The organism is Deferrivibrio essentukiensis, from assembly GCF_020480685.1.
GTDB classification, from domain to species: domain Bacteria; phylum Chrysiogenota; class Deferribacteres; order Deferribacterales; family Deferrivibrionaceae; genus Deferrivibrio; species Deferrivibrio essentukiensis.
Genome location: NZ_JAJAFU010000008.1, coordinates 69,898 through 81,382, shown reverse-complemented (window position 1 = coordinate 81,382; position 11,485 = coordinate 69,898). Strand labels below are relative to the sequence as shown.

Annotated in this window: 13 protein-coding genes and 1 tRNA gene; 9 read left to right on the top strand and 5 right to left on the bottom strand. The window is 31.2% G+C overall.

Going from position 1 to position 11,485, the window contains the following annotated elements; genetic code table 11:
* Positions 1-1,210 (top strand): hypothetical protein (locus tag LF845_RS05865; RefSeq protein ID WP_242820071.1); only part of this gene is annotated, 1,210 nt, incomplete at its 5' end.
* A 7-nt stretch (positions 1,211-1,217) separates the two neighbouring features.
* Here LF845_RS05865 and LF845_RS05860 read toward each other — a convergent pair.
* Positions 1,218-1,418 (bottom strand): hypothetical protein, encoded by a 201-nt coding sequence (locus LF845_RS05860; protein ID WP_242820070.1) that lies wholly within the window; start codon positions 1,416-1,418, stop codon positions 1,218-1,220.
* Positions 1,419-1,589: 171 nt separating this feature from the next.
* On the opposite strand from LF845_RS05860, the gene LF845_RS05855 reads away from it, so the two are divergent.
* The 3 genes from LF845_RS05855 (at position 1,590) to LF845_RS05845 (ending at position 3,891) form a co-directional block, all read left to right on the top strand.
* Positions 1,590-2,363 (top strand): HD domain-containing protein, encoded by a 774-nt coding sequence (locus LF845_RS05855; protein ID WP_242820069.1) that lies wholly within the window; start codon positions 1,590-1,592, stop codon positions 2,361-2,363.
* Positions 2,364-2,465: 102 nt separating this feature from the next.
* Positions 2,466-2,675, top strand: coding sequence for a hypothetical protein (locus LF845_RS05850; protein WP_242820068.1), 210 nt, complete (start codon positions 2,466-2,468; stop codon positions 2,673-2,675).
* A gap of 31 nt (positions 2,676-2,706) precedes the next feature.
* The gene (locus tag LF845_RS05845; protein ID WP_242820067.1) at positions 2,707-3,891 is read left to right on the top strand and encodes a site-specific integrase; all 1,185 of its coding nucleotides are present in this window, start codon (positions 2,707-2,709) and stop codon (positions 3,889-3,891) included.
* A 23-nt stretch (positions 3,892-3,914) separates the two neighbouring features.
* Here LF845_RS05845 and LF845_RS05840 read toward each other — a convergent pair.
* The 4 genes from LF845_RS05840 to LF845_RS05825 all read right to left on the bottom strand — a co-directional run bounded on the left by LF845_RS05840 (position 3,915) and on the right by LF845_RS05825 (position 5,893).
* Positions 3,915-3,988 (bottom strand) — tRNA-Pro (locus tag LF845_RS05840).
* Positions 3,989-4,102: 114 nt separating this feature from the next.
* On the bottom strand, positions 4,103-4,858 hold the full coding sequence (locus LF845_RS05835) for a pseudouridine synthase (RefSeq protein ID WP_242820066.1): 756 nt from the start codon (positions 4,856-4,858) through the stop codon (positions 4,103-4,105).
* Positions 4,855-5,556: an LrgB family protein gene (locus LF845_RS05830; RefSeq protein WP_242820065.1), complete on the bottom strand. Its 702-nt coding sequence runs from the start codon at positions 5,554-5,556 to the stop codon at positions 4,855-4,857. The genes LF845_RS05835 and LF845_RS05830 overlap by 4 nt, the downstream gene beginning before the upstream one ends.
* Positions 5,540-5,893 carry a CidA/LrgA family protein gene (locus LF845_RS05825; protein ID WP_242820064.1) on the bottom strand — a complete coding sequence of 118 codons (354 nt, stop codon included), beginning with the start codon at positions 5,891-5,893 and terminating at the stop codon, positions 5,540-5,542. The genes LF845_RS05830 and LF845_RS05825 overlap by 17 nt, the downstream gene beginning before the upstream one ends.
* 104 nt (positions 5,894-5,997) lie before the next feature.
* On the opposite strand from LF845_RS05825, the gene prxU reads away from it, so the two are divergent.
* The 5 genes from prxU to LF845_RS05800 all read left to right on the top strand — a co-directional run bounded on the left by prxU (position 5,998) and on the right by LF845_RS05800 (position 11,484).
* The gene (prxU, locus tag LF845_RS05820; RefSeq protein ID WP_278252178.1) at positions 5,998-6,720 is read left to right on the top strand and encodes a thioredoxin-dependent peroxiredoxin; all 723 of its coding nucleotides are present in this window, start codon (positions 5,998-6,000) and stop codon (positions 6,718-6,720) included.
* 166 nt (positions 6,721-6,886) lie between these two features.
* Complete coding sequence (locus tag LF845_RS05815; RefSeq protein WP_242820063.1) at positions 6,887-7,252, top strand: YbaN family protein; 366 nt, start codon at positions 6,887-6,889, stop codon at positions 7,250-7,252.
* An 81-nt stretch (positions 7,253-7,333) separates the two neighbouring features.
* Positions 7,334-8,101: a 5'/3'-nucleotidase SurE gene (gene surE / locus LF845_RS05810; RefSeq protein ID WP_242820062.1), complete on the top strand. Its 768-nt coding sequence runs from the start codon at positions 7,334-7,336 to the stop codon at positions 8,099-8,101.
* Between the two features lie 104 nt (positions 8,102-8,205).
* On the top strand, positions 8,206-10,869 hold the full coding sequence (locus LF845_RS05805) for a tetratricopeptide repeat protein (RefSeq protein WP_242820061.1): 2,664 nt from the start codon (positions 8,206-8,208) through the stop codon (positions 10,867-10,869).
* A gap of 9 nt (positions 10,870-10,878) precedes the next feature.
* A complete protein-coding gene (locus LF845_RS05800) occupies positions 10,879-11,484 on the top strand; it encodes a MotA/TolQ/ExbB proton channel family protein (RefSeq protein ID WP_242820060.1) in 606 nt (201 codons plus the stop codon).
* The last annotated feature ends 1 nt before the right edge of the window (position 11,485 follow it).

Sequence of the window (11,485 nt, the reverse complement as noted above, 5' to 3'; positions counted from 1 at the left end):
ATTGTTGCATTTAAGTAATAAGGAATTTTATCGATTGCGTAAGGAGTGGTTTAATTATGTTAAGCCCTATCTTAATGATGAGCAATTAAATAAGGTAGGTAAATGGGAAGAAAATTTAGAGAAAAGAAAGTTAAATAAGGAACAACGATTTTATTTGGAGCCTTGGCAGGTAAGGGAGTTTGAAGAGTTAGAGCAGGAGATGGAGAGGAGAGGATATATATCTTTTGATAAAGCCAAAGACGTTAGGAGTTTTAAGGCATCAGCTAAGTTTTTAGGTGTTAAAGTTTTAGAATATTTGAAAGGTAATAAGGTGGATGCGTTAGTTAAGTTCTTACGTTTGTTTAATGCAGAAATTAAAAGTAAAGAAACGAAAAGCGGCAGGGTAAGACATTATTTGAATCTGCCCTATAAGGATAAGAGGAAAGAGGGTATTCGATTTGTAGATGTTAGGATTGATAATTTAACTCCAGAATTAAGAGAAGTGTTAGATGGAGTCTATAGGATTTATAGAGAAAATAGAAACATTGAGGAAAGAGCAGGTGCGGTTAAAAAAGGAAATACCGCTACTAAAGAGCAGGAAAATCCAATTGATAAAGGAAATACAACTATTAGAGGACAAGAAAAGCCAATTAATAAAGGATATCAAGGAATAGGAACAGAAGAAAGAGTTAATAGTAGAAGACAGGAGTCAAGCAAATGCTCAATGGAATTTAGAGAACAACAATCACAACGAACAAGTGCACAAAGAATTACCAAAAATAGTAAAAACCTTAGGAGTCCTAATTTTTTTGATAATACTAATCATGGTGATAAAAAAAATAGGAAAAATAATGTTAAAAATAATTTTGATTTAAATAACTATTTTATTGTTATTTGGAATCCTCAGAAAAAAGAAAAAATTCATTTAGAAATTGGCAAAGTAATTGATGTAGATTTTGGAGTGAAAATAAGCATGATTAATGAAAATTCTGCATTGATTCAAGGCGGTACAGCTCAAACACAAGCCGTAATAGCTATAAAATTGGCAAAAAAATTAAAATGGAAAGGTATTTCAACTAACTCTGATGACAAAGAATTTATCAAGCATTTAGTGAGTTATGCTAAGAAAAATAATATAAAATTCGTACCTAAGAATGATTTTCAAAAGGAAATTTTAATGGCAAATGAACTTGCTGATAATTCAGGTAATGTTTTTGGACCAACACTATAGGTAAATATTATTCTTCACCTACTTCAAATATATCAGGAAATTGCCAGTCCATCAATTTACAGAGCTTGTAAAAATTTTTCATACTAATATTACCTTCACCATTAAGAATTTTTTGAGCGGCATCAGCACTCATAACTTTTCTTAATGAAACTGAATTATGGTTTTTCCTTATTTGTTCTAAATATTCTGGTTTAATTTTGAACTGCATAATTATATTATACTCTTCAAAAAATTTATTTCAATAAAAAAATTGTTGACATTGTCGGTAAAGCGACTATTATATTAATGTCGGATATACGACAAGTTGTGGTTGTAAAGAATAGGCAAAAATGTAAGCTTTAATTTTGTCTTTTTAATATTTGTAAGCGGAGGTATTGAAATGGTTGATTGTATTTTCAAAGTAAAATTAATTGAATTTAACGATAGGAATTGTCACCTTTTTTTGAATAATAAAGAAGGTGCCATAAATGGATTGGCTGATTTAACTATTGCTAGTAATATTAGAAAAAATGATATAGTAAAAGTTACGGCTGAAGTAATTGATGAAAGAAGTTTAAAAATTATTGAACTGCAAAAATTATCAAATATAAATTATGAAACTGCTATAAATGTTTACTCTGCAGTATGGCCATACCAAGAAAAATATGATGAATTTATAAATATATTGCTAAGTATAAACGACTTATATTGTAGATATATTATAAGAAACCTTTTTTTGTCTCATAGTATTATAAATAAGTTTTTTTATATTGGCGCGTCTATTAATCCAAATAATCATCATTTTAGAAAATTTGGCTTATTCTTACATAGTTATGAGGTTATGAAATATGGCCTTTTTGATATAGAAATGTTAAATTTAACTGCCGAAGATAGGGATATTTTTATTACTGCTTCATTATTTCATGATATTGGAAAATGCTTGGATGACGTAATGCTTATTAATGGACATAAGCAAGCATCTGTAAATATCCTTAATTATTGTGCATCAAGGATTAATGATAGACTAAAGGTTATGAGAATTATCAATGCAATACTTCATACTCATAGCTATGATTATGATTTTAAAAAATCACATATTGGAATAATATTAAAAAATGCTGATATAAGAAGTGCTCAATATAATAAGACAATGGTTAAAGCTAGTAATTATTAGTAGGATAATTTGATAAAAATTAATAAAAATTACTTTTTTTTTTAAAAAAAATTAAAATTCATGTTATATATACTTTACAAGTAAATTTCGTAAGGAGGTAACATGAATAATATTAGCGAAAATATCGACTATTTAAGTTATGAAGAATTATCTCTAATTTTACATTTGAAGGTTTGCACTTTAAGAAAGTGGATGGTGGACGGTAAATTTAAACCGGGTAGAGATTATATCAAGTTAGGTAAAGCAAAAAAATCTAAAGTTTTATTTAAAAAGGATATTATAAATAGAATTGATAAGATTGCGAAATTTTGATACTATTTTAAGAAAATATAAAGGTTGAAAATTGAGAAAAACTGTAAAAGTTAGAACAGATAAAGGAAAGCTTTTATTAGATTTTTATTACAAAAATGTTCGATGCAGGGAATATCTCGGAATTGACAATACGAAACAAAATTGGCGATTTGCTGAACGTTTAGCAAGTGAAATAGAGCAAAAGATTTTGTTAGATACTTTAGATTATGTGGAGTATTTTCCTGAAAGTAAAAAGTTGGAATTATTTGGTATAAGTAGAAAAAAAGAATATTTATTTAGTGAGTACGCCAATAAATGGTACAACACACAATTAAAAAAATATGAAGCTAGCTTAATATCGAAAAGTACATTAAAGCAATATGAATACGGAATTAATAAAATTAAACTTACAGGTTTTTATTTTAAAAAAGTTGATGATATTAAAAAAAAGGAAATTGAAGAATTTATAATTGATTTGAAAGCTAAAGGGCTAAAATCAAAATCAATTAATAATATTTTAACACCTATCCGTTTAATTTTTAACAGTATGTACGAAGAAGAATTGGTTAATGATAATATTATGTTAAAAATAAAAAACATTAGACAGGAAAAAGTCGATATAGACCCATTTAATAGGGAAGAAGTTTTAAGGTTTTTAGAATACTCAAAAAATAAATATCCTGAAACATATCCTTTAATTGCAACAATGGTATTTACTGGTATGCGTGTTAGCGAAGTATTAGGGATGAAATGGGAAAATATAGATTTTAACGATAATACTTATACAGTTAAAAGTGTCATTGTAAAAGGCGAAATAAAGGAGACAACAAAAACAGTTGAAAGTAAAAGAGTAATTAACTTACCTGATATTTTGGTAGAAATTTTAAAAAAACATAAAACTAATACTTTTTTAAAAAGTGAATTTGTATTTTTAAATCGTTACAACAAGCCTTTTACAAAAACTGCTAATATAAATAAAGTTTACTGGAAACCTATGTTAAATAAATTAGGGATTAGGTATAGAGAAATCAGACAATTAAGACACACACATGCAATTTTAAGTATTCTTGCAGGTGATAACCCGCATGATATAGCTAAAAGATTAGGGCATTCTAATTTATTAACCTTTTTTAATAGATATGCAAAATATTTGAAAGATTATCAAAATGAATCCAAATTACAAAATTATATTTTTGCAGAATACTGTCAGAATTTGAATATTAAAAATTCTAAATAATTAATAAATAACGATGAAAATAATCGGGGCGACTGGATTTGAACCAGCGACCACACCCACCCCAAGGGTGTACGCTACCAAGCTGCGCCACGCCCCGAAAATTTTAGTAGGGTGTTTATAGCAAAATAAAAAATTAAATCAATTATTTTTTCAAATATATTTTTTATTTTTATATAATTTTTGACAGAACGTTACAAAAGCTTTAGCTTAATTAAGCTTTTATGCAGGCTTTTATAAAAGTTTTAAGGTTTTTGCTTGAGCAAAACGTATCGTTAATTTCTACCCTTTGACATCTAAGCATTAACCTATCTAAATTATCTTGAATTCCGTACATTTTATCACCTGCTATAGGGTGGCCTATATGACTAAGCAGAGCCCTTATTTGATGACGTGTTGCTTCTTCAACAGTTACTTTTACAAGTGTAAATTCATTAAAATACCTTATAGGCTCTATCGCTGTTCCTTTCCCTGTCAGCTTATCAGACACTTTTACTTTTTTTCTTTTTTCTGCATCTATTTTGTTAAAAAGTGTAACCGGCTTGTCAAATTTTCCATGGATAAGGGCAAGATACTTTTTTTCGATAAACTTTATATTTAGATTTCTCGATATTGCAGGAATTACTCCGTCAGTTTCATAATCAAGTCTTGAGATAAGTGTAAAATCCGGAAAATGTTCATCGATTATATCTGAAATAGTGAGTTTGTCTTCGAGTCGTATTCTTTCGGTGTGCATAAAGGGTGGTTTGTATAAAAAAACAATATTTTTATTAAAAGTTATTAGAAAGTCGTGCAAATTGTATGCTGTTTTTTCAGTCTGTATATTTAGTGTTATATCAAAAGAAGATAGTAGCTCAGAATCTGACTTTACTATCTTTTCATTAATAGCTACTAATCCTTCCTTTATATACCTTTTAGCGAGTCTCTTCGAAATATTATATTTTTTACTAATTACGTCACTTATTTTCATAATAACTTGTAGATTATGTAAAAGATTATGGGTGTAAATATTGCTGTTGCTATTCCATTAAGGCATATTGCAAGAGAGCTTGTTGCACCTTCAAGTTCACCTTCTTCAAACGCCCTTGCAGTACCAATCCCGTGGGATGCACTACCAATTGCAAGCCCTATAGCAACTTTGCTTTTTATCCCGGTAATTTTTAAAAAAGCCGGCCCGATTACTGCACCAAGAACACCTGTGGCAATTACGATAGCCGCGGTGAGGGATGGTATTCCGCCTATTTTCTCAGCAATACCCATTGCAATGGGCGTTGTTACAGATTTTGGAGCAATTGATGCTACAACAGCTTTTGATGCACCCAAAATTTTTGCTGTGAAGGCAGCAGAGAGTATCCCAACAACACTGCCAACAACAATTGAAATTATTATAGAAACACCCCTTTTTTTTATCTCTTCAAATTGAAGATACAATGGTACGCCAAGAGCGACAACGGAAGGGCCCAAGAAAAAACTTATAATTTTAGCACCACTAAAATATGTTTGATAGTCAAGGTTTATCAGTTTTAAAATTGCTATCAGAGATGTTATGGATAAAAGTACTGGATTAAACAGTATAAACTTAAATTTGTTATAAAGCATTGTGGAAAAATAAAAAACCATAAAAGTAACCATTATGGCAAAAATCGGAGAATTAATCAGCTCTTTCATTATTATTCCTATCCAAAGTTTGTTGAACTTTTCCTACCGCATATAAAACAGCCAGTGTACTAAAAATATATGAAAACAAAATTGGTATAAGCTCTGTTTTAATAAGGTCAAAGTATATCATTATCCCTACACCCGGAGGAACAAATAGGAATGCCATATTTTTGACAAGTATGTCTGCTGCAGGTTTTACAGAATTTAATTTAATGATTTCAATTTTTAATGATATTGTCAGCAATACCATCCCTATTACATTTCCCGGTATCGGAATTTTTGTAAGATAGGTTATGCTATCACCCAAAAACAAAAAAAGAAAAATAATCGTAAGACCCTGTATCATATACCTAATTTATCATTTCGCTAAGGATAATACAACTAAAATTTCAAGTTGGGTTGCTAACGGTATGCATTTGTGGTATATATTTATAAAAGGAGGTGAGATAGATGGCAGAAGAGATTAAAGGTGGCTGTGCCAGACCAACTGGCGGCCCGGTGGGTGAAGAGCCTAAACAGGGAATTGAACAAGAATCTTTAAGTAGCAATGTGGAGGTGAGAAAAATGATAATGGTAGGGCAAAAAGCTCCAGATTTTGTGGCACCGGGATATTTCAAAGGTGAATTTGTTAATATTAAATTGTCAGACTATCTCGGAAAATGGGTTTTACTGTGTTTTTATCCGGGAGATTTTACATTTGTCTGAGCGACGGAACTTTCTGCGGTCGCAGAAAAATATGATGAATTTAAAAAATTAGGTGTTGAAGTTTTGTCAATGAGTATTGACAGTATGTTTGTTCATAAGATGTGGAATGATTATGAATTGAAAAAAATGATAAATAAAGACATCCCTTTCCCTATGCTTTCTGATGCGGGGGGCAAGGTTGGCACGGTATATGGAGTTTACGATGAAAATGCAGGGGTCGAGACAAGAGGAAGGTTTATTATCGACCCAGATGGAGTAATCCAGGGTTTTGAGGTATTGACCCCTCCTGTAGGGAGAAATGTAAGCGAAACACTCAGGCAGGTACAAGCTTTTCAGCTTGTAAGAAATTCTAAAGGGACTGAGGCAACCCCTTCAGGCTGGAAGCCCGGTAAGCAGACTTTAAAACCCGGACCTAATCTTGTAGGTAAAGTCTGGGAAGCTTGGAAAGTAGATGAAGCCTTTGACTAAAATAAAAACAATAGGCCCCTTATTATATTAGGGGCCTTTAACGTTCTGATAAAAGGGAGTTCAGCTATTTTCTATTTAAATATATAGATAAAAGTTGCTCCTCAATATGAACTTATGGTAAGTTCAAGCCTCTAGCTATATAAAGTAAAAAAGGGGTAATTTAGGTTTGAGACGAATTATTGCATTAATATTTGCATATTTTTTCTTATTACTTGGCATAATTGGTATGTTTTTGCCTGGGCTACCAACAGTGCCTTTTCTTTTGTTGACTGCATGGTTTTCTTCAAAAGGCTCTGAGCGTCTTCACAATTGGTTGTATTCACATCCGAGTATAGGTAAAATTCTTAGGAATTGGAAGGAGTATAGAGCAATCTCTAGAAAAAGCAAAGTGTTAGCTGTTTTGATGCTTATTTTTAGTTTAGCAGTTATATATAAAAGCTACAGCAATAAAGTTGCTCTATTATGTTTTACAATTTTATTTGCATTTATTGGTTTTTATCTGATTAGCAGACCTGAGCCAAATATTAATTAAAACTTTATTCCTCTTTCAGTTAATATAATTTGATTGTTGATAAATAAAATATTTTTAGTATTATATCTGTTGAGGTGTGCTATGAAAGTTTTAATAACAAATGATGATGGAATATATTCAAGAGGGATATTTTCCCTATATGAGGCTTTTTCTAAAATAGCTGAAGTAACGATTGTTGCTCCAATTACAGAGCAGAGCGCGGTTGGGCATGCTATTACAATTACTTTGCCTTTGAGAGTACACGAAGTATATAGAAAAGATAACTTTTTCGGCTATGGGGTTAACGGCACTCCTGCTGATTGTGTGAAACTGGCTTTTTCAGACATATTAACCACTAAGCCTGACCTTGTAATTTCTGGAGTAAATAGAGGTGCTAATCTTGCTTCAAATGTGATATACTCCGGTACTGTTTCTGCTGCGACAGAAGGTGCTATGATGGGCGTCCCATCCCTTGCCGTGAGCCTTGCTTCTGTGGAATATAATGATTATTCAGTTGCTGCGGAATTTGCCGTATTTTTTGCCAAAAAGGTTTTGAAATACAAATTTGAAAATGGAACATTGTGGAATATAAATGTGCCCCCTCTGAAAAAAAGTGAAATTAAAGGGTGGAGGTATGCTGTGCAAGGTAAGACCAAATATCTTGATACTTTTGAAAAAAGGGTAGACCCTCGTGGAAATACATATTACTGGCTTACCGGGGAGAGAGTAATTGTGCGCACATCTGAGGAGAGTGATGATTACCTCTTGGAAAAAGGCTACATTACTGTAACACCTATAAAATATGATTTAACAGATTGCGAACTTTACAAAAGACTAAAAGAGGAAGAGGATAGCTATGAATTTAATTAAAAAACTTATTGTTATTTTGGTAGTTTCATTGTCTCTGTTTTTAATAGGGTGTGAAGGATGCTCTGACTCTAACCCGACATCACCAGAACAAACTCAAAACTAAAATGGGTAGGTTGTTACTTTCACTTTTAATAATATTTTTGTGTTCTTCAAATATTTTTGCCGGCGTGGAAATATCTGATTTTTCTTTTATAGGAAAAGAAGTTACAAATTTTAATATTCGCCCGGTTTATAAAAACATAAGTGTTGATTTTAAAAATATTAAAGCGTTTGATACTTATATAGACAAACTAAATTTTGAGGTAAACGATATCTCAAAAGATGATTATTCTACAAAAGAGCCCGGATTTATGTTTTCCGGGGATTTTGGTACGGCAATAAGCTCTGCATTTATTGGCTCTCGAGCATACAGAAACTATCTTGCCAAGATGTATCTTAGAAAGGATTATTTGAAAGTTATTGAGGGCTTTGAAAAATATGAAGATAAGTTAACAGGTTCGGATTTTAAGGATGAATGTACTTTTTTGTATGCCATCTCTCTGATGAGTGTCGGGTATTATGATAAATCTTTGAATTATTTATCAGATTTGGCGACAAGAGATAACCAATTTGGAAATCTCGCTCAAGAATACTTATTTGACTACTATAAAGAGATGTCTCAAAATGAAAAGATAATAGAGCTTGCAAGCAAATATTCAAAACTTACGCCATATTCACTTTATATTTATATTGATACACTTTTTAAACTCGACAAGTATGAAGAAATTGTTAATGTTATAGATAATTATATTGATTTGGCAGATAGTTATCCTTTTTTTTATGATTATTACTTCTACAGCAAATACATTTTAAAAGATTTTGAAAGTATCCTAAAAAATACTAACAAAGGGACAAAAAATTCATACCCTGTTTTTATCGACATTTATCTTAGTAAAGGTGAGCATTCAAAGGCTTTTGAATATATTGAACGACTTGATGATAATGAGCTTAAAAGTTTTTTTACTGTAAAAAGTAAAATTTATATGGGGGATTATCTTGAGGCTTTGTCAGATTTAAAAAATATAAAAAGTGAAAATTATCTATCCAATCTGTTTTTTGAATTAATGTCGAAGGCTTTTCCTAATATTGAAGTGTCATTACTTGACAAATTTAATTTCAAGGATTCATATAACATAGATTATAAAAACTTTTATAAAGGTTTATTGTTTTTAAAAAAGTCAGATTATCTAAGCGCTGCTTCAAGTTTTGAAAAAATAACTTTTAATGAATTGTTGTTGTTGAATAGTTACTATTACAAGGGGTTGGCATATTTTTATGTTAACAAGGATTTGGCTGAAGTCAATCTGAAAAGATTTATTTTGGAAGGGAAGGATAAACAAAAATTAGATTCTGCAAGGTATTTGCTCGGGCAGATTTATCTTAACAGAAATCAGACAGACACGGCGTTAATTGTGCTTGAAAGTTGCAGCACTTTCTACTGTGAAGAGCTGAAAGGGGAGATTTTTATAATAAATAAAGAGTATGATGTTGCCCTTGAATATTTGAAAAATGTTGAAACTGATAGAGGTAATTATCTTAAAGGCGTTATAGCTTTTAATAGGAAAGATTATGAAAGTGCTTTAAAATACGTGAAAAAGATAAAAAAAAGTGACATAGAAACAGATTATCTTTTAATGTCAATTTATTTTAAGCTTAACCGCCCTGATGCTGCACGAGCTATTGTAGAAGAGTATAAAAATAACAAACAATTTTTTGACTCGGCTGTGAATTATTATTTTTTAAAAGGTGACTATGAAAGGGTATTATATCTTTTAGATTCTACAAACTACAAAGATGACAACTATTTATTACTCAGAGGTAAGTCACTTTATTCTTTAAAAAAGTACAAAGAAGCCGAATCGATATTTTTTGATTTGCTCAATAGAGACAAATATGTTTATGACTCAATTTTTGGAATAATCAATATTAAAAGGGTCAAAGGTGATAGTGAAAAATATGTGGATGAGATTTTCAAGCTTATAAAGGACAGAAATTTTGACAGGAAGGGGCAGCTTGTCATAGAGCTTGCCAAGGAAAGTGTAAACCAGAATAATCTTCAAAGTGCGATTTACATTTTAAACTATTATTTTGATAATTTTTCTGAGGCAAAAAATAACAAGGACGCATATCTGTTAAGAGGGGACATCTTTAAAAAGCTTGGTAGATTTAATGAGTGTATTAAGGACACGGAATATTTGATTAGAAAATTTTTGGATAATGATGATGCATACCTCTTGCAGGCAGAGTGTTATGAGTCTTTGGATAAGGCAAAGGCTATTGGTGTGTATGAGAAACTTATTGGTAATAAAAGATTTGACATTTTAAGTAAAAAAAGACTTTTAAACCTTTATGAAAATCCTGACAAGATTATTCAAGTTGCCAATAGTTTTGTTGAAGAGGACAAGTTAGTTTATCTTGAGGGGATTAAAAAGGCACTAAAATTCGTTGGCGACAATAAAAATATTTTAAACTACAAGGGTGAGATAGATAATCTTATTGATTCTGAAATAAAGGGTTATGTTTTGGCCGGCATTTATTTTAATTCGTTATATCTTTATTATCAAAATGATTTTAAAAATTCTGTCAAATACTCAATGAAAGCCTATTATCTGGACAAAAACTCAGAATTTAGTAAACTTTCTCTTGAGAATGCAATCAGAAGTTATACCGCATTAGGCAATAAAGCAAATGCTGAAAAGGTTAAAAAAATATTAAAAGATTTAAAATAGGGGGTCTTGATGTTTGAAATAATTCAAAAAGGCGGGGTCTTGATGTACCCGATAATTTTTCTTTCTGTGTTGTCTCTGGCAATATTTCTTGAAAGATTATTTTCTCTTCGTACTGAAAAGTATGTCCCGTCAATGTTTATGGAAAAAATGCACGCTTTCCTGAAAGCAAAATCTTATGAAGATGCAAGGTCACTATGCGATTTAAAGCCTTGTGCCATAGGTAATATATCAAAAAGTATGCTTAATAATCTCGATCTGCCTATTTCAAGGTTAATGGAGCTTGTGGAAGAGACGGGAAGGTTTGAGTCTCGTAAATTAGATAAATTTTTACCTACACTGCAGACTATTGCCACCGTTTCCCCCCTTCTCGGACTTCTTGGTACAGTTATAGGTATGATTAAGACATTTATAGTTATCTCTCAACAAGGGATAGGAAATGCTCAGGCTCTTGCAGGTGGTATTTCCGAAGCCCTATTGACTACAGCTGCGGGGCTTTCTGTTGCTATCCCTACAGTTATTTTTTATCATATTGTCAGACATAGGTCAGAGAAGATATCAAACGAACTTGAGATAGCAGCATCAGGCATAGTAAATTTAGTTTTTAAAGAGGAATAAT

Bases quoted from the DNA above. Each gene is read 5' to 3' on its own strand.
- LF845_RS05860 (WP_242820070.1), bottom strand. From the start codon at position 1,418: ATGCAGTTCAAAATTAAACCAGAATATTTAGAACAAATAAGGAAAAAC.
- LF845_RS05830 (WP_242820065.1), bottom strand. From the start codon at position 5,556: ATGAAAGAGCTGATTAATTCTCCGATTTTTGCCATAATGGTTACTTTT.
- LF845_RS05850 (WP_242820068.1), top strand. From the start codon at position 2,466: ATGAATAATATTAGCGAAAATATCGACTATTTAAGTTATGAAGAATTA.
- LF845_RS05805 (WP_242820061.1), top strand. From the start codon at position 8,206: ATGGGTAGGTTGTTACTTTCACTTTTAATAATATTTTTGTGTTCTTCA.
- LF845_RS05825 (WP_242820064.1), bottom strand. From the start codon at position 5,893: ATGATACAGGGTCTTACGATTATTTTTCTTTTTTTGTTTTTGGGTGAT.
- LF845_RS05835 (WP_242820066.1), bottom strand. From the start codon at position 4,858: ATGAAAATAAGTGACGTAATTAGTAAAAAATATAATATTTCGAAGAGA.
- LF845_RS05855 (WP_242820069.1), top strand. From the start codon at position 1,590: ATGGTTGATTGTATTTTCAAAGTAAAATTAATTGAATTTAACGATAGG.
- surE (WP_242820062.1), top strand. From the start codon at position 7,334: ATGAAAGTTTTAATAACAAATGATGATGGAATATATTCAAGAGGGATA.
- LF845_RS05800 (WP_242820060.1), top strand. From the start codon at position 10,879: ATGTTTGAAATAATTCAAAAAGGCGGGGTCTTGATGTACCCGATAATT.